This window comes from Nitrococcus mobilis Nb-231 (genome assembly GCF_000153205.1).
In the GTDB taxonomy this organism is placed as follows: Bacteria; Pseudomonadota; Gammaproteobacteria; order Nitrococcales; family Nitrococcaceae; genus Nitrococcus; species Nitrococcus mobilis.
Genome location: NZ_CH672427.1, coordinates 606,055 through 628,335 on the forward strand (window position 1 = coordinate 606,055; position 22,281 = coordinate 628,335).

General features: G+C 58.2%; 22 protein-coding genes and 3 pseudogenes. 17 read left to right on the forward strand and 8 right to left on the reverse strand.

Going from position 1 to position 22,281, the window contains the following annotated elements:
- Positions 1 to 340, reverse strand: a pseudogene (locus NB231_RS02810) (bifunctional diaminohydroxyphosphoribosylaminopyrimidine deaminase/5-amino-6-(5-phosphoribosylamino)uracil reductase RibD); the annotation flags it as partial.
- 70 nt (positions 341 to 410) lie between these two features.
- On the opposite strand from NB231_RS02810, the gene NB231_RS02815 reads away from it, so the two are divergent.
- The 6 genes from NB231_RS02815 to NB231_RS02840 all read left to right on the forward strand — a co-directional run bounded on the left by NB231_RS02815 (position 411) and on the right by NB231_RS02840 (position 8,363).
- Positions 411 to 2,939 (forward strand): glycogen/starch/alpha-glucan phosphorylase, encoded by a 2,529-nt coding sequence (locus NB231_RS02815; protein WP_040661658.1) that lies wholly within the window; start codon positions 411 to 413, stop codon positions 2,937 to 2,939.
- Positions 2,940 to 2,999: 60 nt separating this feature from the next.
- Positions 3,000 to 4,265, forward strand: coding sequence for a glucose-1-phosphate adenylyltransferase (gene glgC, locus NB231_RS02820; RefSeq protein ID WP_004999606.1), 1,266 nt, complete (start codon positions 3,000 to 3,002; stop codon positions 4,263 to 4,265).
- Positions 4,266 to 4,317: 52 nt separating this feature from the next.
- Positions 4,318 to 5,952 (forward strand): alpha-D-glucose phosphate-specific phosphoglucomutase, encoded by a 1,635-nt coding sequence (locus NB231_RS02825; protein ID WP_004999608.1) that lies wholly within the window; start codon positions 4,318 to 4,320, stop codon positions 5,950 to 5,952.
- A 38-nt stretch (positions 5,953 to 5,990) separates the two neighbouring features.
- The gene (locus NB231_RS02830; RefSeq protein WP_004999609.1) at positions 5,991 to 7,553 is read left to right on the forward strand and encodes a glycogen synthase; all 1,563 of its coding nucleotides are present in this window, start codon (positions 5,991 to 5,993) and stop codon (positions 7,551 to 7,553) included.
- Positions 7,554 to 7,803: 250 nt separating this feature from the next.
- Positions 7,804 to 8,088 (forward strand): CopG family ribbon-helix-helix protein, encoded by a 285-nt coding sequence (locus NB231_RS02835; RefSeq protein ID WP_004999610.1) that lies wholly within the window; start codon positions 7,804 to 7,806, stop codon positions 8,086 to 8,088.
- A 14-nt stretch (positions 8,089 to 8,102) separates the two neighbouring features.
- On the forward strand, positions 8,103 to 8,363 hold the full coding sequence (locus tag NB231_RS02840; RefSeq protein ID WP_004999611.1) for a type II toxin-antitoxin system RelE/ParE family toxin: 261 nt from the start codon (positions 8,103 to 8,105) through the stop codon (positions 8,361 to 8,363).
- 66 nt (positions 8,364 to 8,429) lie between these two features.
- On the opposite strand, the gene NB231_RS02845 is transcribed toward NB231_RS02840, so the two are convergent.
- Entirely contained in the window at positions 8,430 to 8,684 is a 255-nt protein-coding gene (locus tag NB231_RS02845; RefSeq protein ID WP_004999612.1) for a hypothetical protein, read from the reverse strand.
- Positions 8,685 to 9,118: 434 nt separating this feature from the next.
- Here NB231_RS02845 and NB231_RS20225 point away from each other — a divergent pair, with 434 nt between their 5' ends.
- The 3 genes from NB231_RS20225 to NB231_RS02860 all read left to right on the forward strand — a co-directional run bounded on the left by NB231_RS20225 (position 9,119) and on the right by NB231_RS02860 (position 12,756).
- Positions 9,119 to 9,538, forward strand: a complete 420-nt coding sequence (locus tag NB231_RS20225; protein WP_084766213.1) for a topoisomerase DNA-binding C4 zinc finger domain-containing protein — start codon at positions 9,119 to 9,121, stop codon at positions 9,536 to 9,538.
- Positions 9,539 to 9,755: 217 nt separating this feature from the next.
- Positions 9,756 to 9,974 (forward strand): hypothetical protein, encoded by a 219-nt coding sequence (locus tag NB231_RS02855; protein WP_040661660.1) that lies wholly within the window; start codon positions 9,756 to 9,758, stop codon positions 9,972 to 9,974.
- A gap of 43 nt (positions 9,975 to 10,017) precedes the next feature.
- Positions 10,018 to 12,756: a cation-transporting P-type ATPase gene (locus NB231_RS02860; protein ID WP_004999614.1), complete on the forward strand. Its 2,739-nt coding sequence runs from the start codon at positions 10,018 to 10,020 to the stop codon at positions 12,754 to 12,756.
- A gap of 26 nt (positions 12,757 to 12,782) precedes the next feature.
- Here NB231_RS02860 and NB231_RS16600 read toward each other — a convergent pair whose 3' ends face one another.
- Positions 12,783 to 14,255, reverse strand: coding sequence for an HAD family hydrolase (locus NB231_RS16600; protein ID WP_004999617.1), 1,473 nt, complete (start codon positions 14,253 to 14,255; stop codon positions 12,783 to 12,785).
- A gap of 537 nt (positions 14,256 to 14,792) precedes the next feature.
- Here NB231_RS16600 and NB231_RS19345 point away from each other — a divergent pair.
- Positions 14,793 to 15,011, forward strand: coding sequence for a hypothetical protein (locus tag NB231_RS19345; protein WP_232210373.1), 219 nt, complete (start codon positions 14,793 to 14,795; stop codon positions 15,009 to 15,011).
- A gap of 120 nt (positions 15,012 to 15,131) precedes the next feature.
- Here NB231_RS19345 and NB231_RS19350 read toward each other — a convergent pair whose 3' ends face one another.
- Entirely contained in the window at positions 15,132 to 15,302 is a 171-nt protein-coding gene (locus NB231_RS19350) for a hypothetical protein (RefSeq protein WP_004999619.1), read from the reverse strand.
- Between NB231_RS19350 and NB231_RS20230 the strand changes: the two are divergent.
- From NB231_RS20230 to NB231_RS02890, 3 genes and pseudogenes are all read left to right on the forward strand, one after another.
- A pseudogene (locus tag NB231_RS20230) lies at positions 15,249 to 15,482 on the forward strand (IS1595 family transposase); the annotation flags it as partial. The gene NB231_RS19350 and the pseudogene NB231_RS20230 sit on opposite strands and share 54 nt — an antisense overlap.
- A gap of 61 nt (positions 15,483 to 15,543) precedes the next feature.
- The gene (locus NB231_RS02885) at positions 15,544 to 15,741 is read left to right on the forward strand and encodes a type II toxin-antitoxin system VapB family antitoxin (protein ID WP_004999623.1); all 198 of its coding nucleotides are present in this window, start codon (positions 15,544 to 15,546) and stop codon (positions 15,739 to 15,741) included.
- A 15-nt stretch (positions 15,742 to 15,756) separates the two neighbouring features.
- Positions 15,757 to 16,107: pseudogene (locus NB231_RS02890) on the forward strand (type II toxin-antitoxin system VapC family toxin); the annotation flags it as partial.
- A gap of 49 nt (positions 16,108 to 16,156) precedes the next feature.
- Here the strand turns inward: NB231_RS02890 and NB231_RS02895 are convergent.
- A complete protein-coding gene (locus tag NB231_RS02895) occupies positions 16,157 to 17,161 on the reverse strand; it encodes a glutathione S-transferase family protein (protein WP_004999625.1) in 1,005 nt (334 codons plus the stop codon).
- Positions 17,162 to 17,193: 32 nt separating this feature from the next.
- Here NB231_RS02895 and NB231_RS18235 point away from each other — a divergent pair, with 32 nt between their 5' ends.
- Positions 17,194 to 17,367, forward strand: coding sequence for a hypothetical protein (locus tag NB231_RS18235; protein WP_156776877.1), 174 nt, complete (start codon positions 17,194 to 17,196; stop codon positions 17,365 to 17,367).
- Positions 17,368 to 17,477: 110 nt separating this feature from the next.
- On the opposite strand, the gene NB231_RS02900 is transcribed toward NB231_RS18235, so the two are convergent.
- Positions 17,478 to 18,755, reverse strand: coding sequence for a citrate synthase (locus NB231_RS02900; protein ID WP_040662987.1), 1,278 nt, complete (start codon positions 18,753 to 18,755; stop codon positions 17,478 to 17,480).
- Here NB231_RS02900 and NB231_RS19360 point away from each other — a divergent pair.
- From NB231_RS19360 to NB231_RS02905, 3 genes are all read left to right on the forward strand, one after another.
- On the forward strand, positions 18,726 to 19,022 hold the full coding sequence (locus NB231_RS19360; RefSeq protein WP_232210374.1) for a hypothetical protein: 297 nt from the start codon (positions 18,726 to 18,728) through the stop codon (positions 19,020 to 19,022). The two genes, NB231_RS02900 and NB231_RS19360, sit on opposite strands and share 30 nt — an antisense overlap.
- Positions 18,943 to 19,110, forward strand: a complete 168-nt coding sequence (locus tag NB231_RS20410) for a sll1863 family stress response protein (RefSeq protein ID WP_456299408.1) — start codon at positions 18,943 to 18,945, stop codon at positions 19,108 to 19,110. The genes NB231_RS19360 and NB231_RS20410 overlap by 80 nt, the downstream gene beginning before the upstream one ends.
- A 165-nt stretch (positions 19,111 to 19,275) precedes the next feature.
- Positions 19,276 to 19,473: a CsbD family protein gene (locus NB231_RS02905; RefSeq protein WP_004999628.1), complete on the forward strand. Its 198-nt coding sequence runs from the start codon at positions 19,276 to 19,278 to the stop codon at positions 19,471 to 19,473.
- A 272-nt stretch (positions 19,474 to 19,745) separates the two neighbouring features.
- Here NB231_RS02905 and NB231_RS17370 read toward each other — a convergent pair whose 3' ends face one another.
- Positions 19,746 to 21,071, reverse strand: coding sequence for a DUF2254 domain-containing protein (locus NB231_RS17370; RefSeq protein WP_084766214.1), 1,326 nt, complete (start codon positions 21,069 to 21,071; stop codon positions 19,746 to 19,748).
- Between the two features lie 22 nt (positions 21,072 to 21,093).
- Positions 21,094 to 22,176, reverse strand: a complete 1,083-nt coding sequence (gene hisC, locus NB231_RS02915; RefSeq protein WP_004999631.1) for a histidinol-phosphate transaminase — start codon at positions 22,174 to 22,176, stop codon at positions 21,094 to 21,096.
- Between the last annotated feature and the right edge of the window lie 105 nt (positions 22,177 to 22,281).

Consider the following 22,281-nt stretch of genomic DNA (forward strand, 5'->3'; position numbering starts at 1 on the left):
GATCCCAAGAAGTGTCCACATCACGAGCGGTCAGTTGGGGGTCATCGGCCAGGACGGTACCGTGCCCGGTGAGTAGGGCGTCGCTGCGGGCCTGTAAATGATGGACATCGCCTCGTGCCGCGGCGGCCGTGATCCAGCGACTCTCACCGGAGGCCATCGCCGTGCGTCCGTCTAGGCTCATGGCGAGCTTGCAGCGTAAGTAGGGTAGGCCGGTGAGCATGCGCTTGAAAAAGCCGGGATTCAGGGTTTGCGCCTGTTCTGCCATTAGCCCGTGGCGGGTGGTGATACCCGCAGCCGTTAGCTGCTCCAGTCCTTGCCCGGCGACCCGTGGGTTTGGATCTGGACCGTTCTACCCGACTGGCTTTGACCCCTACTTGTTTTACCCGCCTATTGTTTTGAGGAAGTTGGACATGCGTGGAATCACGCCATTTTGTGTAACGCCGCCACCGTTAGCCATGGACGAAGATGGCCTCGCCCGGGATCTCTGTCGGCACTACGTGCAAACGCTCGGCCGCGACGAGTTGCATTTCAGCCGCAGCCACTGCTATCAAGCGCTCGCCCTGGCCGTGCGTGACCGCCTCATGGAACGCTGGCGAGAGACGGAACGCCGGTACCGAACCAGCGGCTCGAAACGCGCCTACTACCTGTCCATGGAATTCCTGCTTGGCCGCGCGCTGTCCAATTGCAGCCTCAATCTTGGCCTAAAGGGTGCCCTCACCACGGTGTTGATGCGGCATGGACAAACGCTCGAGGACATCGAATCCGTCGAGCACGACGCTGGTTTGGGCAACGGCGGGCTCGGCCGTCTCGCTGCATGCTTCCTCGATAGTTGTGCAACGCTCGGATTGCCCGTGACGGGCTACGGCATTCGATACGAATACGGCATGTTTCGTCAGGAGATCGAGAGCGGTGAACAAGTCGAGGAGCCGGATCACTGGCTACAGGACGGCAATATCTGGGAAATAGAGCGCCCCGAATACACCCGTCGGATCCGTTTTGGCGGCCGCGTGGACACGTTCAGTGACGCGCACGGACGCTTACATAAGCGCCTTGTCGACACTCGCGACGTCCTGGCTATCCCCTACGACGTGCCCATACCGGGTTACCGGAACGACACGGTCAACACCCTGAGGCTGTGGAAGGCGGCCGCGACCAACGAATTCCAGCTCGGCGAATTCAATGCGGGCCGCTATCCGGAATCCGTCGCCAGTAAGAACGAAGCCGAGCATATCTCGATGGTGCTCTATCCGAACGACGCGAGCGAGAACGGCAAAGAGCTGCGTTTACGGCAGCAATACTTCCTGGCATCCGCCAGTTTGCAAGACGCCCTGGAGCGCTGGAGGCACGAGCACGGCGGCGGGGACTTCGCTCGTTTCCCGGACGACAACTGCTTTCAGATGAACGATACTCATCCCAGCTGCGCCGTCGCCGAGCTCATGCGACTGCTTATCGATGAGCACGGCCTGGAATGGGACGATGCCTGGAAGTTGACGACGCGCAGCCTCGCCTATACCAACCATACCCTGCTGCCGGAGGCGCTGGAGAGATGGCCGGTGACGATGTTCGCGCGGCTGTTGCCCCGTCTACTGGAAATCATCGAAACCATCAACGGCCGGTTCCTGGAGCAGGTGTCCGCCCGCTGGCCCGGCGATCTCGAGCGGCAGCGACGGCTTTCGATCTTCGAAGACGGCGACCCTCCCCAGGTCCGCATGGCGCATCTTGCGGTCGTCGGCAGTTTCTCTGTCAACGGTGTCGCGGCCTTGCACACGACGCTTCTAAGACAAGGTTTGTTCAAGGATTTCTCCGAGCTGTGGCCGACGCGTATCAATAACAAGACCAACGGCGTTACTGTCCGCCGCTGGCTCGCCAACTGCAATGCGCCGCTGAGTCGTTTGATCGATGACTCGATCGGCCCGGGATGGAGGACCGACGCCGACAAGCTCCGTGATCTGAAGGGGTTGGCGGACGATGCCTCCTTTGGCCGCCGCTGGCGCGACATCAAGCAGCAGAACAAACGAAAGCTCGCCGCTCTGGTAGCCACCGAATGCGGTGTCGAGTTCCCCTTGCACGCCCTGTTCGATGTTCAGGTGAAACGGATTCACGAATACAAGCGACAGCTTTTGAACCTGCTCCATGTGGTTCATCTCTACGACCGCATAAAGCGCGGCGACACCGACGGCATGGTTCCGCGGTGTGTGTTGATTGGCGGTAAGGCGGCGCCTGGCTATGTCGCCGCCAAGCAGATCATCGCCCTTATTAACGCGGTGGCCGACGTCGTTAATCGCGATGCGGATGCCGCCGGTCTTCTGAAGCTGGTGTTCCTGCCCAACTACCGGGTCAGCTCCATGGAAACCATCTGTCCGGGGGCGGATCTGTCGGAACAGATCTCCACTGCGGGCAAGGAAGCATCCGGCACGGGCAATATGAAGCTAATGCTCAACGGCGCGGTCACGATCGGCACGCTGGACGGAGCCAACATAGAGATTCTGGAGGAGGTGGGCGAGGAGAATTTCTTCCTGTTCGGTCTGACCGCCGAACAGGTTCTCGCGACGCAGAACGATTACGAGCCCAATGGGCTGATCGAATCCGACAATGATTTTCGGCAGGTCATGCGTCTTCTGGAGGCAGGGCACTTTCATCCTGACCAGAATCTCGTACCGAATGCCTTGCTGCAGGGCATTCGTAGCCCGACGGATCCCTGGGTGACGGCAGCCGATTTCCGCTCCTACGTCGACACCCAGCACGCGGTGGCCAAAGCCTTCGTCGACCAGGAGCGATGGACGCGGATGAGCATTCTCAATACAGCGGCGGCAGGTCGGTTCGCCTCCGATCGCACGATCGCCGAATACAACGCCCAAATCTGGCGCCTGACGCCCCCGGCGTTCCCAGTCGATTCAACACTCGCCACCGGGGCAGCAAACGCAGATATTATGAAGTGACTGCCCTAACGGCGCTTTGAACGACCCATCACCGACCCAAAGGCACGCGAGGGAACCACCATGCGACCGAACAATATACGTTTCGTCAGCCGATTGACCCGCGACACGCTGGCGCTGGTGCTGGCCGGAGGCAGGGGCTCGAGGTTATACGAGCTGACTGACTCGCGTGCAAAGCCGGCGGTATATTTTGGTGGCAAGTTCCGCATTATCGACTTTCCGCTGTCGAACTGTGTCAATTCGGGCATCCGGCGTATTGGTGTGCTCACCCAGTACAAGGCGCATTCGCTCATTCGTCACTTGGTAAACGGCTGGGGCTCGTTCCATACCACGCTCGGTGAATTCGTCGAGATCTTGCCGGCCTCCCAGCGCACGACCGGCGAGTGGTATGCCGGCACCGCCGATGCGATTTATCAGAACCTCGATATCATCCGCACCATGAAGCCGAAGTACGTGCTGGTCCTGTCGGGCGACCACATCTATAAGATGGACTACGGCGCGTTGCTGGCCTACCACGTGAAAAAAGACGCCCACATGACCGTAGCCTGCGTCGACGTCTCGCTAGAAGATGCCCGAGGATTCGGTGTGATGAGCGTCGACAAAGATCAGAGGGTAATCGGTTTCGACGAGAAACCCGCCAACCCCTCACCTCAGCCGGGAATTCCGGACAAGGCCCTCGCTTCGATGGGCAACTACGTTTTCAATACCGAGTTCCTGTACGAGCAGCTCGAGAAAGATGCCGGGGAATCGAGCTCTGCCCACGACTTCGGCCATAATATTATCCCCGGGGCTATCGAGCGGTACCGGATATACGCCTATCCCTTTCGTGATCCCGAATCCGGCGAGCAACCCTATTGGCGTGATGTCGGCACGGTGGACGCGTTCTGGGAGGCCAACATGGAGCTTGTGTCGATCACGCCGGAGCTGAACCTCTACGATCAGGGCTGGCCAATTCAGACCTATCAGCGCCAGCTCCCGTCGGCCAAGTTCGTTTTCCAGGACTCCGGTCGCGAGGGCAAGGCCCTGGATTCCATCGTCTCGGGCGGCTGCGTGATTTCCGGTGCCGAGGTCCGATACTCATTGTTGTTCTCGCAGGTCCGGGTGCACTCCTATTCTCGGATCGAACAATCCGTGGTCTTGCCGGAAGTGGAGATTGGTCGGCACTGCCGTATCAAGCGGGCGGTCATCGATCGAGGCTGCCGCCTGCCGGAGGGCACGGTCCTCGGTGAGGATCACGAGGCAGACGCGAAACGCTTCCGTGTTACCGACAACGGTATCGTGCTGGTGACGCCGAAAATGCTCGGCCAGAAAGCGGATGCGACCGCTTGACCCGATTGCGCCGGGAGCTTCGAGACAACACCACCCTGGGAGCCATGGTGATATGCCCGTCAGGATCGTCGAGACATCGCCGTTTTCCGATCAACGGCCCGGTACGTCGGGCTTGCGGAAGAAAGTAAAAGTCTTCCAGGCGCCGCATTACCTCGAGAACTTCGTTCAGTCGATATTCGATTCACTCGAGGGTTTTGCAGGTCAGACGCTGATCCTCGGGGGCGACGGGCGCTACCATAATCGTGAAGCCTTGCAGATCATTCTCAGAATCGCGGCAGCCAACGGATTTGGGCGCATCATTACGGGTCGGGACGGACTGTTGTCGACACCGGCTGTTTCCTGTCTGATCAGAAAGCACCGCGCTTTCGGTGGCATCGTCCTTTCGGCAAGCCACAATGCCGCTGGACCCGAGGAAGATTTCGGGATCAAGTACAACATCGACAACGGCGGGCCGGCCCCCGAGAAACTGACCAACGCGATCTATCAACGCAGCACGCAAATCGACCGCTATCTGACGATCGATCACGCCGACGTCGATCTCGATCACACCGGCATCTGCCGGGTCGGAAACCTCGAGATCGAAATCGTAGATCCGGTCGCGGACTACGCCGATCTGATGGAGACGCTGTTCGACTTCGATCGAATCAAGGATCTGTTCGCCGACGGGCAGTTCAGCATGTGCTTCGATGCAATGAGTGCGGTCACCGGCCCCTATGCACGCGAGATCCTCGAGCAGCGTCTGGGCGCTCCTGCAGGCACCGTGATCCGCGGTGAGCCGCTGCCGGATTTCGGCGGTGGCCACCCGGATCCGAATCTGATTCACGCCCGCGAGCTGGTCGCGATGATGAACGGCACCGCACCGCCGAAATTTGCCGCAGCGTCTGACGGTGACGGCGATCGCAACATGGTGCTGGGGCCGAATTTCTACATCAATCCGGGTGACAGTCTGGCCGTGCTGGCGGCCAATGCCCACCTGGTCCCCGGATACGCTACAGGACTTTCCGGCGTCGCACGTTCGATGCCCACCAGCGCTGCCGTCGATCGGGTCGCCGATCATCTGGCAATACCCTGTTACGAGACCCCCACGGGGTGGAAATTCTTCGGCAATCTGCTGGATGCCGGCAGAATTACCTTGTGCGGCGAAGAAAGCTTCGGTACCGGCTCCAACCACGCGCGTGAAAAGGATGGCCTCTGGGCGGTTCTGTTCTGGCTCAACCTGCTCGCTGCGAGGATGCAGTCGGCCGAGGAGATCGTTCGCCAGCACTGGGGAAAATTCGGTCGAAACTTTTTCACGCGTCACGATTACGAAGGCCTGGACGCCGCCAACGCCGAGGCCATGCTAAGTCGGCTGCGCAATGAACTGGCGGCATTGCCTGGTCAACGGATGGGTTCCGAAACCGTGAAGACAGCTGACGATTTCAGCTACACCGATCCGGTGGAAGGCAGCATCAGCACGAACCAGGGAATTCGCATCGGCTTTGAATCAGGGGATCGGATCGTCTACCGCTTATCTGGAACGGGTACCGAAGGCGCCACGTTGCGGGTCTACATGGAACGCTACGAGCCGCATGCAGGCGCGCACGACCAATCCTCACAAACCGCGCTGGCGAAGCTAATCGCCAATGCCAATGAAATTGCCGGCATCAGCGCCCACACGGGGCGCAGCCGGCCCGACGTCATCACTTGAAGATGCGCCTGACCGGACTATCGGAGTGAACGCACGGCATGCATAGCATTCTGATGGTTGCCGCCGAGAACGGTACGTTTCCCGGCGGAAAGGTCGGCGGCATTGGCGATGTCATCCGCGATGCGTCGCCGGCCCTGGCAAAAGCGGGGTGCCTGGTTCAGGTTGTCACGCCCTCGTTCGCCGATGTCGTCGGTCGCGCGCGAGGGGCGTCGCAATTCGAGGTCAGCGTGCCGTTCCGCGCCGGGCTGGAAAGACTTCTGCTCGTGGACATCAGCGCCGACCGGAACCCTGAGGGCGTGCGGCATTGGGTCCTGGACCATCCATTGTTTACAGCCACTGGCGGCATCTACAACGATGACCCAACCGGCACACCGTTTGCGACGGACGCAAGCAAGTTCGCCCTGTTCTGTGCCGGGGTCGGGGCGGCGATCCTTAACGGTCGCTTCGGTCCGCTCGACGTGCTGCATCTGCACGATTGGCATGCGGCCTGGCTGCTCGTGTTGCGGCGGTTTGCCCCCCAGTTTCAATCGCTGCAGTCGCTCAGGACCGTCTACACAATCCACAACCTGGCGCTGCAGGGCGTGCGCCCGTTTGCCGGTCACTGGTCGTCACTCGATGCCTGGTTTCCGGATCTGAAGGTGGATCGAAGCATTCTACAGGATACGCGCTGGCCCGATTGTGTGAATCCGACGGCCACCGCCATACGCCTGGCCGATGCCGTTCACACGGTATCGCCTACCTATGCCCAGGAAATCCTCCATCCCAGCGCAATCGAGGAGCGCGGCTACTACGGTGGCGAGGGTCTGGAAGCAGATCTACGGAATGCCGCCGATCAGGGGCGCCTACACGGGATTTTGAATGGCTGCGAGTACCCTGCCGCCGCCGAGACGACCGGCCGCCGCACATTGTTGGCGATGGCCGATGCCGAGCTGCTGGTTTGGGTCGCCGGTCGAGCCACCGTCGCATCGACGCACCTGGTTGCCCAAAAACGCCTGGGCGAGTGGTCAACGCGCAGCGAGCCCGAGGTATTGATCACCAGCGTCAGCCGTATCACCGGACAAAAGGTTGGCTTGTTGCAGCAGACGCTGGAAGACGGCACGACGACACTCGAAGCCCTGCTGCAATCGCTCGGCGATCGTGGACTGTACGTATTTCTCGGTACCGGGGCCCCGGAGCTGGAGTCGTTCCTGACAAAGACCAGTGCGCTGCACTCGAATTTTCTCTTCCTGAATGGTTATTCCGAGCGGCTGGCCAACGCGATGTACGCAGCGGGCGACCTGTTCCTCATGTCCAGTTCCTTTGAACCGTGCGGAATCAGTCAGATGTTGGCCATGCGGTCCGGTCAGCCGTGCCTGGTGCACGGCGTGGGTGGCCTGAGGGATACGGTCAGCGATGAAGTCAATGGCTTTGTTTTTGGCGGCGAAAACCCGCAGGAACAGGCCGACAATCTGTTGGCCAAGTTTGACCGGGCAATGAGCACTCATCGACACGAACCCGAGTTCTGGCAACGCTTGTCACGGGCGGCCAAGGCGGCGCGCTTCCGCTGGGAGGAAAGCGTTGCGCAGTACTGTTCGCAGCTGTATAGCCCAACGCCAGAATAGGCTGTCGCGTAAAGCCCTACCATATTGGTAGTAGCGGAAAGGGTTTGTTGCACCGCTTGATGGCCCGTGGCTCAATCCGGCCCGGGCGATGGCCGGCTAATGCCGTTCAGTTGGAGCGAGGCCTGTAGGGTTTAACGTTTGCCTTCGAAGGCCGCATGCGTGCCAACGCCACCTATGTAACGATTGTAACGATGCGTAGCACAATTGTGCTACAGATTGCATCAATAGTGGCACCCCAAGAGATTGCACCATGCCTACGACGACCATCCGCTTACCCGAAGACCTGAAAGACCGCGTTGCACGTGCTGCGGAACATGCCGGTATGACTTCTCATGCGCTCATCCTCGCTGCCGTAACAGAACGTGTGGAGGCCGAAGAGCGGCGTAATGATTTCTACGACACCGCGGAACAACGGTATGCCGAGATCCTTGCATCGGGTAAGACGATCCCTTGGTCGGAGATGCAGGCCTATCTAGAGGAGCGACTCGCTGGAAAGAAGCCGACCCGCCCGGCTACTCGCAAGTTTGTCCGCTGAGCCATTGCCGCGAGATGACGCGGATCGAGCTGGCGCCGGCGGTTGCCGACGATTTTGATCGCATACTGGATCATCTGTTTGAATACGAAGTGGCCGATGCGCCTGCGCGCATCGAGGAGATACTCCAGGCTATCTCGGTGCTGAAATATAACCCATTGCTGGGATGGCCAGCCCGTGATGAGACACGGAAATTGGTGATCGGTCGGCAATCGCGGGGTTATGTGGCCCTCTATCGCTATGTGCCGAGATTGAAACCGTCTTTGTGCTGGCGATAAGGAGTCAGCGAGAGGCGGGATATAAGATGTCATAGCTCTAGTGTAGTGCCTCGCCCTATTTGGCACTTATAGAGCCCCAGGCCGGTGCCAACGCAAGGCGGCGCTCGCCTGCAATCGGCCCATGCGGGCATCAACTTTGACGTCCGCGCGTCGCCGCATTGTCAGCAGAGCGATAGCGCCCAAGCTCATGAGACATAGCGCGGCCGTGTTCGCTTCCGCTATGGCGGCTACCGTAGAGGACAGGTTGAATGCCAGGCCTCGAGAGCCTGCGTTGGCGAACCAGTCATTGGTGGCGGCGTTGCTGTGGTCCAATGGCGCCATGCCCAGGTGAACTGCTATGCACTATACTGACTGTGATTGTAGAGGAAGGTCCTGCGAGGTTTCGGTTATATCTATTTGATTTTATTTTTATATATGGCTACTGGGAGACCCGGGAAGAGGCGCTTCAGCTCATTTGAGAGGCAATCGAATCTTATTTGTAGGGGCTCGAGGAACAAGGCGAACCCGTCCCCCGAGTTTCATTCGTACGAGCCTCATTCGTACGGCGAAGTGGTGAAGGTCCATGTCGCATAACACGGCGCCTGGACCGGACGTGCGCACCGCAGGGCGGTGTACTCAAGCCATGAAGCCAATCGACTATTTAACATGGCTGCAACCCGTTTTAGCCCCTTCGCTCAATTGCAGTGGGACGCGCCGCATCATCGAACTCGGCTCCCAATGGGCCGCTTATCGCCACTCCGTTGGGGATTGAAAAGATGAACACACTACTTTTGGCAGTAATCGTTATCGTCATCGTCGGGGGCGCGGTGTTCCTTGTGTTAACCAAGGGCAAGACCCGATCCGCGATCACCGACATCAGGCGCCAAATTGAGGGAGCCATTTCACGTAAAAAATCACCAACAACAAAAGCGGCTGCCCATGCATCGCGAGTAGAAGCGATGGAGCGGCTGCGAGCTAATGCTGGTCCACGCAGCGCACCCGAAGCAGCTAAAGTGCAACACCGAAAAACAATCACTCTGGCGTCAGAGGTGCCGAAAGGAGCCGCGCCAGATTGTCCTAAATGTGGCGCGGCGATGGTTCTTCAAAAATCCAAGTTGGGGGGCAATGCCGGTCAGGAATTTTGGGGATGCAGCACTTTCCCCAAGTGCCGCGGTGTCACAAAACGTAATGCCTAACGATGTGTTGCACGCGACATCTGTTCGCTGTGCACGTTCGCCTGGACTGTCGGCGGGTGGGGGCAGTTCAGTTTGCTCCGTCGAATATCTTGATCGGGATCATCTGTCACTTAGTCCGAACGGAGCACACTATAAGCCCACCTCAGCTCCATCGTAGGGGTGGCGCGGTGATGTGAGATAACTGCCCCCCACATAGAGTAAACAGCGGAGCACCACCATGACGGAGGCATCGACTCAGACATTGCCGACCCTGACCGGCAAGTGGTTTGAAATAGGGCCGCAGTTTTTAGAGAGCACGGCGCGCAATATCCAGCATCTGGGGGCTGGCCCTAATAGTCTACAAGAGGCTTGTGGCGAGCAGCTCGAAGCCACTCGCAGCGACGAAGACTCGAACCCGTCGCGGCGCGGCCGCACAACACAAAAGCGTGGCGCTTGAATATCGCTTCTGTCCCCGCGCCGAGGCTGGTGCGGTATCGTCGATGATTAGGAATGTCACCGACACCAACTGGCACGCCCGTTCGGCCAAAGCGGTCTTGTCCGAGTTCGCGAGCGATCTTGGCGGTCTGAGTCAAGCCGAGGTCGAGCGCCGCTTGTACCAGTATGGCTCAAACCGGCTGCCGGCCGCGCCGCGCCGCAGACCGCTCAAGCGCTTTCTGATCCAGTTCTATAACGTGCTGATCTACGTGTTATTGGCGGCTGGTTTGGTCACCCTACTGCTTGGCGAGTGGGTGGACAGTGGGGTGATTTTCGCCGTGGTGTTGATCAACACCCTGGTCGGTTTTACCCAAGAGGGCAAAGCTGAGCAGGCACTGGCCGCAATCCGTGACATGGTCTTGCCGCAGGCCACGGTATTGCGCGATGGTCAGCGTGTCACCGTGGCGGCCGAGGCGTTGGTGCCGGGCGACGTGGTGTTGCAGGAACCCGGTGACCGGGTGCCGGCCGATCTGCGGCTGTTGGCCGCGCGTAACCTGCACATCGACGAGGCTGCGCTGACTGGTGAATCGGCGCCGGTAGATAAGAGTATCGAACCCGTAGCCGTTGATGCCATGCTCGGCGATCGCCGCTGTTTGGCCTTCTCCGGCACCCTGGTGACGACCGGCCACGGCCGCGGGGTGGTGGTGGCCACCGGCCTTACTACCGAACTGGGTCAGATCAGTGGCATGTTGGCCGAGGTGCCGACGCTGGTCACGCCGCTGCTGCAGAAGCTCGCCCGGTTCGGCCGCTGGCTCACGGCGCTGATCCTGATCGCCGCTGCAGCCACCTTCACATTCGGCTGGTGGCTGCGCGATTACACGCTGGCCGAATTGTTCATGGTGGCGGTGGGACTGGCGGTGGCGGCGATTCCGGAAGGGCTGCCCGCCATTATCACCATCACGTTGGCACTGGGGGTGCAGCGCATGGCGCGGCACAGGGCGATCGTCCGCCGGCTGCCGGCGGTCGAGACGCTCGGTTCGGTGACCGTAATCTGCTCGGACAAGACTGGCACTCTGACCCGCAACGAGATGATGGTGCAAGCGGTCGCCATGGCCGATGCAGTCTATCAAGTGAGTGGCAGCGGCTACGGGGGTAGGGGGGAGTTCCGCTGCCGCGATACTCAAGTCGAACCCGCTCCGCATCTTGTGGAACTGGCTCGTGCCGCGTTGCTCTGTAATGATGCCTCGCTTACCCGACGGGGTGCGCAGGTCCAGCTCAGTGGCGATCCGATGGAAGCCGCATTAGTGGTGTTGGGCGAAAAGGCCGGTTTGGCGCCGGATCAGGAACGCCGCTGCGGCCCGCGACTCGATGCTATTCCGTTCGATACTGTGCATCGCTTCATGGCAACCTTGCACTGCACTTCTGCCGGTGAGGCGCTGATTCTGGTCAAAGGCGCGCCGGAGCGGGTGCTGGCGATGTGCGAGTTCCAACGCGGCCAGGGTGGAGAGGAACCTCTGGATAGCGTCTATTGGCAGACTCGCATCGACGCCTTCGCTCGCCAGGGGCTGCGCGTGCTGGCGCTGGCCGTGCGCCCCGTCGCACCCGGGCGGACCGAGCTCGGTTTTGCCGATGTCGAGACCGGTCTGACCCTGCTCGGCCTGGTCGGGCTGATCGATCCGCCGCGCGAGGAAGCCATCGCCGCCGTGCGCGCCTGCCGTGCGGCCGGGATCCGGGTCAAGATGATCACCGGCGATCATGCCGTCACCGCTGCAGCCATCGGCCAGGTCATGGGTATCGGCGATGGTCGCAACTACTTGACCGGTAGTGAGTTGGATGGCTTGGATGAGACCGCCCTAAGCGAAGCCGTAGCGAATATCGATGTTTTTGCCCGGGTCAGCCCAGCGCACAAGTTATACTTGGTGCGCGCGCTACAGGCGCGCGGCGAGGTGGCGGCGATGACCGGCGACGGGGTCAACGATGCGCCCGCCCTGAAGCAGGCCGACATCGGGGTGGCCATGGGCCTTAAAGGCACCGAGGTGGCCAAAGAGGCGGCCGAGATCGTGCTAGCCGACGATAACTTCGCCAGTATCGAGCGGGCCGTGGAAGAAGGCCGCACGATTTACAACAACCTCAAAAAAACCATTCTGTTCATCCTGCCCACCAGCGCCGCCGAGGCGCTGGTGCTGATTGCCGCCATTGCGTTGGGCACTTTGCTGCCGATCACTGCGGTACAGATCTTGTGGGTGAACATGATCACCGCGGTGACGTTGGCCTTGGCGCTGACCTTCGAGCCGGCCGAAGCCGATGCTATGGCCCGCCCACCGCGTGCCGTAAATGAGCCGTTGGTAACCCGCTACATGGCCTGGCGCACCGCCTATGTGGCGTTGCTTATGGTCGTCGGCACTTTCGGGCTGTTTTTGTGGGAGCGTAGCCAGGGAACACCGATCGATACAGCGCGCACCATCGCCGTCAATACTCTGGTGCTCTTCGAAATGTTCTATCTCATCAACAGCCGTTACCTCACGGCGCCGGTGCTGAACCGAGCGGGGCTTACCGGCAACCGCATCGTGCTATGGGCCATCGCTTTGGTGGTGTTGTTCCAGCTCGCATTCACTTACTTTGGCGGTATGCAGGCGCTGTTCGGTAGCGCCGGGCTGGCTGCTACGGATTGGCTGCGCAGTGTGTTGGTCAGCGGCTCGGTGTTGGTGCTGGTGGAATTGGAGAAGCTGGCTATGCGGCGATTCGGGGCTGGAGGTTCCAGCCGCTCGACCTCGATTTCGGCCTCACAAATCGACAGCAGTTGAGGCCAACCGAACCAAGCAAGTGCCGATCAAAATGGCGCGGCCTGGGACATCGGCCGAATCGGGCTCGAGCGGTATCGATGGCTGCCCGGTTGCCAGAGCTGGAAATCGAATGCCGAGCTGATGGAGCGGGGTTGCAGGAGGCTGGTTCGCAGGAAAGCTTCCAGATTCGGCACTCCGATGATATGTGCATCGGTCGCGCAGCGATCCATGAGATCGAGCAGCCGGCTCTTATGGGGCGCACTCCAGGCGACCCCGAAGCGGTTAACGCCCCAGTCCTGCAGCATTGCAATGAGGCCCCGGGCCCGGTTCGGGGCGGCAACGGTCAATGGCGCTAGAAAATCGGCCCGACATTCAATGATCGCGCCTACGAAATCATTGGCAAGACGCTTGAAGCCGCTTGCCTGTAACCCGTCCATGGTTCCGGCAAACCAAAAATCGGCTTGCTCTAGACCGTCGTAGCCGCGCAGCAACTCCAAGGTGGCATCAAGCAGCTCCGGTTGTGTGGAGAGATCCAGTCGGAGTCGGCGCTGGCGGTTGCGCAGCGTATCGAGCAGCCTAGCCAACGGTAAAGCGTGGTCATGCGTTGCAAAGAGGGTCGACGGCAAGGCGGTTTGCCGCGTATGAAGCGCGCCGTCCACGGGGTGGCGGCGAACCGTGCACTCCGCCCAGTGAACCTCCGAGGCGAGGAAGCGCTGCAACTCGCGCTCGTTGTCGATGCCGTTCCAGACGAACTGCACATGCTGGGGCAACCGGCGCTCGGTGATCAGTGCCGTGATGTCGTAGCTATGGCCGCGTACCGTCCCTTGCGGGCTGAGCATCCGTTTCGATTCGAACAAGGTGTTGGCGTGCAGCGGCAGGATCTCCGCCGCCGGATTGGCCTCGGTGACGGCCGCCAAGTTTGCCGGTTCGTTGTCAACCACGGCAATGATTCGATAACCTGCCGTGCGAAACGCATGGATACCCTCGATTTTTGCCTTGGCGATATCACGGCCGGCGGGATCCGAATTGAGATGGAGCAGGTCACTGCGGAAACGGACTCGGTATTCTTCGCCCAAGGCGTTTAGAGAACGCAGCGTGGCCAGACGCAGCCCCTCCGGACGGCCACTGTTCAGCCCGACCTCGGTGCGCGGCTGCATCTGGAACCAACGAATGATTTCCAGCACGCCGCGGTAGGGCCGATGCGCTTCCAGCACCGCCTTGGTAGACCAGCGGTGGCGGCGGTAGAACGCCTCGATGCGCTCGATCTGATCGGCTGCGATGCCGCGACGTTGCAGCAGCCGGTGGAGGCGGTTCTCGTGGATCGCCAGCTCTTCCAATGTCAAGCCGGCGCAATGGCGAGTGTTGTGGTGGTAATCGTAGGATTGCAAAAGATAGCGCAGCAGGTAGCGCGTATCGAGGATCGTGCCATCGATATCGAAAACGATCAGCAGCGAATCCTGGGGGTTACGGGCGCGGATGCGCTCGTAATGGAGGGCCAGTGCTCGCATCCAGTTTTGCATGACCTCGTCACCTGCGTTGCGATTCGATTCGAGGAACGATATCTGCCCTGTGTTACAGGATGATGAACGCTGTGGGCGGCGCGGCATCAGCGCCGTTGACTTGCGGGAATCTCGAATAACTTCCGAACTCCGCCATTCCGGGTAGGCCGGACAAACAGGGCGCGGCCACCACCGACTGGCGTGGGCGGTGGAATGGCTCAATATGAATTCCGGAAGGTTGGTGGAGGCTGGCTCATCCAGGGGAGAGGAAGCTACACTTTCGCGTTTTTTGGCCGGAGCTGAGCGAGACGATACCGGGCCACGATCAACCTCCAGAACCTAATTGATGCTACCAAGTGCTACGAGACGGTGCGCGAGTTGCGCTGGCCCGAGAGCGTGCGCTGCCCCACTGTGACTCGGCGCAACTCATCAAACAAGGCTGGGATACGACCCAGCCGGCGCGGCAGAAGTACCGTTGCAAGGGCTGTGATCGGTACTTTGACGATCTGACCGGGACGGTTTTTTTCCGGCGATCATAAGCCCTTGCGGGTGTGAATTTTGTGCTTGTATTTCATGGGCTTGAATCTGTCCAACCAACAGATTGCCCAGGAGCTGGGGTTGAACAAGGACGACGTGCACGCCATGACCCGTCAGCTGCGCCAGGGCGTCGTTGCGCGTAAGCCCGAGCCGAGCTTGTCTGGGGAGGTCGAATGCGACGAAGTGTGCGTCGTGGCGGGCCATAAAGGCCACCCCGAGGCGGTCAAAAAAAGGCCGTAAGGGCCGCCGACGCCGATTCAAGGGCGCCCGCGGGCGGGGGACACTGGCGGGTGAGAAGCCGCCGATCTTGGGGATGCTCCAGCGCGGCGGCGAGGTGATCATCCACCTGCTGGAGAATGTTCAGCAGGCCACGATCGCCCCGCTGCTACGGGCCGCCATCGAACCCGGCACCAGATCTACACCGACGAGTATGGCATCTACAACCGGCTGACCGATTGAGGCTATGCGCACCGCACGGTCTGCCATAGCCACGGCAAGTATGCGCGCGATGAGGACGGCGACGGGTTTCATGAGGTCCACGTCAACACGATCGAGGGCTTTTGGTCACTGCTGCGCTCCTGGCTACATCCCCATCGGGGTATCTCCCAGGAGAAGCTGCCTTTGTATCTGGGCTTCTTCGAGTTCGTGCACAACGCCCGGATTCGCGGCAAAGGGCTTCCCCAGCCTCTCTTGGGACTCCTGCTGACGTAGCTGACCAGAATCCATATTGAGCCATTTTTTAATGTGTGATGCTGCTGAATGAGGTGCTCCCATGCGTACGACCCTGAATATCGATGATCAGTTACTGGACGAAGCCCGGCGCATTACCGGTATAACCGAGAAGGCCACCCTAGTGCGGGAGGGGCTGCGCGCGCTGATTGAGCGTGAGAGCGCCCGGCGGCTGGCGCGACTCGGTGGCAGTGAACCGCAACTGGAGCCGGTGGTCCGGCGGCAATCCGACCCGGCATGATCCCTAGTCGATACGTCGGTCTGGATCGATCATCTGCGTGTCGGTGACGCGGAACTAATCACTCTGCTGAATAACAGCCGGGTGCTGATGCACCCATTTGTGCTGGGTGAGCTGGCCTGCGGCAACTTGCGCAATCGCAACGAGGTGCTGGCCCTGCTCAAGGATCTTCCGCGGGTAGCGATCGCGACGGATGACGAGGTGCTGTTCTTCATCGAACGCCACGCGCTGATGGGTCGGGGCATTGGCTATGTGGATGCCCATTTGCTGGCCGCGGTGATATTGAGTGGCGCGACGCAGTTGTGGACACGAGACAAGCGCTTGCAAGCGGTAGCCCTTTCGCTGGTACTGGCCTATGCAAAGGGTTGATCGTGTCCTGAAGCCCGTGCCCTTGTGGCGCGCCGCTCGCCACTATGGGTCAGGCACTGCAGATCACGCGCTCGCCCAGGCGGTCGCGGCCGTGGGGGGCGGATAAATTCAGCGCCGGGCCGATTGAGACGATGCCGTTGGGGTTCACCGTCGGGTGGCTGCGGAAGTAGTGGTTGCGGATGTGGTCCATATGCACCGTCTCCGCCACGCCGGGCAACTGGTAGATGTCCCGTAGCAGCCCATCGAGATTCGGGTAGTCGCGGATGCGCTTGCGGTCGCATTTAAAATGGGTCACGTAGACGGGATCGAAGCGCACCAGGGTGGTCCACAGGCGCAGATCCGCTTCGGTCAGGGTGTTGCCCACGAGGTAGCGACTCTTGTCGAGGCGCTCCTCCAGCGTCTCCAGGGCGTCGAACAGGGCCGTTACCGCCTCGTCATAGGCATCCTGGCTGGTGGCGAAACCGGCCTTGTACACCCCGTTGTTGACATTGTGATAAACGGTCTCGTTGATCGCATCGATGGACTCGCGCAGATCCGCAGGGTAATAGTCGCCCGCATTGGCGCCCGAATCATCGAAGGCGCTGTTGAGCATGCGGATGATCTCCGCCGACTCGTTGTTGACGATGGTCTCGCGCTGCTTGTCCCACAGCACCGGCACGGTCACGCGGCCGCTGTAGCGGTCGTCCGCCTTTAGGTAGAGCTCGTAGAGTTTGCGCAGCCCGTAGAGCGCATCGCCGCTGGCGCCGTCGAAATCCTCGCGCAGCTCCCAGCCGTTTTCCAGCATCAGCGGATGCACCACGGATACGCCGATGTGCTCCTCCAGCCCTTTCCAGGCACGCATGATCAGGGTCCGGTGCGCCCAGGGGCAGGCGTAGGAGACATACAGGTGATAGCGCCCAGGCTGCGCTTCGAAGCCACCCGTGCCGCGGGGGCCGGGTGCGCCGCCGGCGGTCACCCAGTTGCGGAATCGGCTCTTAGAGCGCTGGAAGCGACCGCCGGTGCGCTTGGTGTCGTACCATTGATCCTGCCATTGTCCGTCTACCAATAATCCCATGATCTTCTCCTGTCGGTTTGGTGTGGGTCTATGTGAGCGTCCGCTCAAGCCGCAGCCGGCGCGGCCAGCGTTTCGAGCTGGGCGGTAATTTCTGCTTGCGCCCACCGCAGGGACTGGCGTTTTACGTCCTCGCTCATATTGAGTCCTTCAGCGTAGATGAATTCCACGTCGGTGAGAGCTATAAAGGCCAAGATCAGATCCTCTGAACCTTAACTGGAGCGCAGTTTGTAAACTCGCTCTGCCGTCCTTTGAGTCCCGGGTGGCTCGAATCTCTGCCCTCCAGCCAGGCAGAGGTTCGGGTAAGGCGCCACGAGGTTTATGGTCGTTGCTCGATCGGTACGAACTCGCGGCGGTGAGGGCCGGTGTAGATCTGGCGTGGCCGCCAGATTCGGCTCTCGGCGTCTTCGCGCAGTTCCCGGAAGTGGGAGATCCATCCCGGCAGACGCCCGAGGGCGAACATCAGCGGGAACATCACCGTCGGAATGCCCAGCGCGCGATACATCACTCCGCTGTAGAAGTCCACATTGGGATAGAGGCCGCGCTCGGTGAAGAAATCGTCTCGCAGGGCCGTTTCCTCGAGTTTGCGTGCTAACTCCAGCAACGGATCGTCTATGCCCAAATCGTCGAGCAGACGATCACAGGTTTCTTTGACGATGTGCGCGCGAGGATCGTAGCTTTTGTAGACTCGATGCCCAAAGCCCATCAGTCGGAAGGGATCATCCCGATCTTTGGCTTTGTCGACGTATTTCTGATGGTGGCCGCCGTCTGCATGGATCTGCTCGAGCATCTCGACCACAGCCTGGTTTGCTCCGCCGTGCAACGGTCCCCAAAGCGCATTCACTCCGGCTGAGATGCTGGCGTAGAGATTTGCCTGCGAGCTTGCGACGGCGCGTACGGTCGAGGTGCTGCAGTTCTGCTCGTGATCAGCGTGGAGGATGAGCAGCATGTCTAAGGCCTTTTCGCTCACCGGCAATACTTCGTAGGGTTCGGAGGGCACGGCAAACAGCATGTGCAGAAGGTTGGCCGCGTAGCTCAGATCGTTGCGCGGGTAGACGAAGGGCTGACCGAGGGATTTCTTGTAGGCAAAGGCAGCAATGGTCTTGGCTTTGGCGAGCAACCGCCGGGTGTTGAGTTCTGCCTCATTGCGCTCGCCGGTCTCCGGGTAGTAGGCCGACAAGGATGAGATCATCGACGAGAGGATGGCCATAGGATGGGCCGAGGCCGGAAAACCCTCGAAGAACTTCTTCATGTCTTCATGGAGTAGGGTGTGGTAGGTCAGATCCACGGAAAACTGTTGTTTTTGACCGCGGTTTGGCAACTCACCGTAAAGCAACAGATAACAAACCTCAGGGAAAGTGCAGTTCGTTGCCAGTTGCGAGATCGGGTAACCCCGATAGAGGAGTTCGCTGTTCTTGCCGTCGATGTAGGTAATTGCACTTCGGCAGGCGGCCGTATTCGCCAGTCCCGGGTCGTAGGTGACGGCCCCGGTGCGGGCACGAAGGGTGCGAATATCGACTCCAGGGTTGCCGGCCGTTCCTTCTACGAGCTCTGACTCATATGCTTGGTGGTCGATCTGAAGCTGGGCGGTGCTCATGGTATCGGGGCTCCGAATAGCGATTTCGTAGGTCATGCTATCGTAAAGAGCGCGCGGAAGAACCGGCACTTTGTCGTTAATATCGTGCCGGAACGAGATCGCAAAGGCGTGATCGATGGCAACTTCCGCGTGCGTGCACCAACGCGCGTCACCTGCGATGCGGCCCTTCAATATTATTTATCAGACAATGCCGCGGGCAATATCACTCAGATCGCCAGGTTTCAAGCCCGCAACAACGACCTTGACAGACATCGGTCACTCCAGTGAATCGGCTTGGAATGACATCAAAGCAGGGGCAGACCAAGCATGGGAGCGCCTCAGTGAGGCGATGGGTCGCGCGCGCTCACACTTCTAGATCAAGCTGGCGTGGCGTCGCCTCGGGCGATGGTTCGCACGCGTCTCGCTCAAAAAAACGAAAGCAAACAGTCGCCGTGAACTACCTTTCTAATCCAGTGTCAATATAATTGCGTTGACAAACTCAGCGTGAATGGGAAGCATTCCTAATACAAGGAGATTAGTTATGAACTGGGATCAAATCAAAGGCAATTGGAAGCAGTTCAAAGGAAAGGCTCAGGTTCAATGGGGCAAACTGACCAATGATGAGCTCGATCAGGTTGATGGCCATAGAGAAGTATTGGTCGGTAAAATTCAAGAAAAGTATGGGATAAGCAAGGAAGAAGCCGATCGGCAAGTCTCTGATTTCGAGAATAAAGCTTAATTGGAGTGACCGCATTGCGGATCGTGCAGGGTAATCGTGACGGAACGTTTGTCCTGCTCGGCTGCAACTTTCATTGCTAGAGACCTAAAAACCACACTTCGCATCGATAGGGGTTGAGGCTGGCATATGCCGGCCCCGCCCCTATCGAAATTCGAACATTGTTTGAAGCCCATATCGAATATTTATAAAACGGTTATAAACTATTGTGAGCCTTGGATGTTGAGATTACCCTGATTCTTAGGCGTGAGTTATACTACAAAAAAATATATTTATTAAATATAGTATAATAATTCATTTTTATCGATTAACCCGTTTATTTTTTCAATTAGTTTATTTATTTTTTTTCTATCAACATTATTTGTTATCGTCTCTCGTGCATCTTCGATTATTACTCTTAAATAAGCGATTAGGTGATCCGTGTGCTCCCCATGAATATCGGCGTACAATAATTTATTAAGACATTCCAGTAATCGAGCAAGCACAATAACGTCGGCTTTACCGTATATCCTGATTGGTGATAAATATCTATACAGTAGCTCATCAAAGGATATTAAATTTTTAATTACACGCAACCGTCCGTGATCGTCGAATAGATACCCAGCTTCATGTATCTCCATCTGGGCTAAATATAGCATGGTTAAAAGATCGATTGCGTGAAGAGCTGTCCCGGGATCGTTTATGCCAGGGCTTAATGCTTTAGCCGCAATCTCTGAAATTTGCTTAAAACCATAGATGTAGTGTTCCTCTATATATTCGCCCGGGTAAGTTATAAAACAATCCAGCAGCGCATTTTTTATTGATTTATCATCGGAAACATCTTTGTTTATTTTGCACAACGGATAATTTTTTAAAAGGAATTCTCCTTTGGGGATTAAAATATCAATAACAATATCATTATCTTTGGCTAATGCAACAAGCGGCGAATAATTTATATTTTGCAAATAACCTTCGGATGCACCAGCAAGAACAAACCATTTTGAAGTGTCTGGTTTTGAATAACCAGGATAAGTTTCAACGTTATTTTTATTTTTTTCAATTTGCCGCAAGGTTATAGTGAAAATATTTTTTGTGATATTGTCTACTTGGATTGATTTAGATATTGAATGAATAAAATAGATGAATAAAATAAGGCATGCAATGGAAAAAAGAATGCTAAATACAACAGCGATTCCAAGAAGTGCCGAATGGTCATTTGAGTTGCCAAAATATCCCAAAAGAACAGTTGTATAAACGATGGTACCTACATAAACCCCAAGAACTAATTGGTGTGATTTTTTACTTAGCAAGCCGGGAATAACTCTTGGAGAAAAGCTGGAAGACGCCTGATTTATTACAATCATTACCATCGAAAAACTGAACACGGTTAAACTTATTATCCCGGCGCCTAGTGTGCCTAATATGCTCCTCGCGCTATCGGCATTATGAGCGATCATAGATGGTATGTTTTGTTTTATAAGAGCGTCAAACCCTAGCCTATCAAAAAATAGTAAAGTAAGTGAGAAATTGAAAAACACCAACGTAATCAGTGTTGGTAAAAATGCAATACTATTGGTTGCACGAATATAGGCAGTAAGGACTATTTTGTATAACTTGGTCATCGCAATAGGGCGATTCTATCGTTTAGCGGTCGAGCAAGTCGTGTAAGGCATCCAGCAGGGTTTCGTTCTCCGGCGGTGTCCCGACCGTAATCCGTAGCTGATCATCAAGCCGAGGTTGATCGAAATGGCGTACAAAAATTGCACGGGCTTTCAAGGCTTGATATAGCGCACTCGCGCCGCCGCCGAGCGTATCCGGTACTCGGGCAAGCAAAAAATTGGACTCGCTCGGCACGCAGGCGAGTCCTAACTTGTCGAGCGTTGCCGCCAAGCGTGCCCGTTCCCCACGCACTGCTTCCCAGGTTTGTGCCGCATACTCACGGTGGGCGAGGGCAGCCAAGCCAACGTATTGCGCTATAACATCGAGGTTGTAACTGTCCCGGGTCTTGGTGGCGATGGGATCGATCAGGCCAGCTGCACCGATACCGTAGCCAAGCCGCAGGCCGGCAAGGGAGTATCCTTTGCTGAATGTGCGCAAAACGAGCAAATTATCGTGCTCGTGAATCAGTGCGATTAGGTCATGGCCACACGCCGGGTCGACAAAATCCACGTAAGCCTCATCGACGAGCAGCACACCCTGCAACGCCCGGGCAATGCTTGAGATTGTCTCAACGTCGAGCAGAGTACCCGAGGGCGCGTGTGGGTTTACCAAGAAGGTGAGATTGACTCCCGCCCGGTTTAGCTGGGTAGCAAAGTCAGAGGGCGGTCGCCAGGCCTCATCCAGCGGGACGCGCACGATCGGCGAGCCGTTAATGGCGGCGAGGACGGGGTAGAGGCTGTAGCTGGGATGGGCGATGCCGATGGGTTCGCCAGGCTCGACGAACGTAGTGATGGCGAGTCGGAGCAACTCATCGCCACCGTTGGTCGTGACGATATTTTGCGCGGTTACGTTGTGCAGCGCGGCCGCGGCTTCACGCAAGGCCGCGCTTGTAGGAGGGGGGTACCGCCTAAGATGCTCGCCGGTGATGGCCTGTAAGGAGGCCAACACGGGTTCAGGGGGCGGATAAGGGTTCTCGTTGGTATTGAGCTTGACCGCCTGTAGATTATCTGGCTGCTCACCGGGTGTGTAACCGCTCATCCGGCGGATGTTGTCGCGTTCATAACTCATGATTGATGCTCTCGGCGCTCAACGAAGCCTTATGTTAGTTTGCCTTCGCGATTCCGTCAGCGGGTGTTTTCGGCGGTGCTGGGCCAAAGCGCTATATAGCGCCGA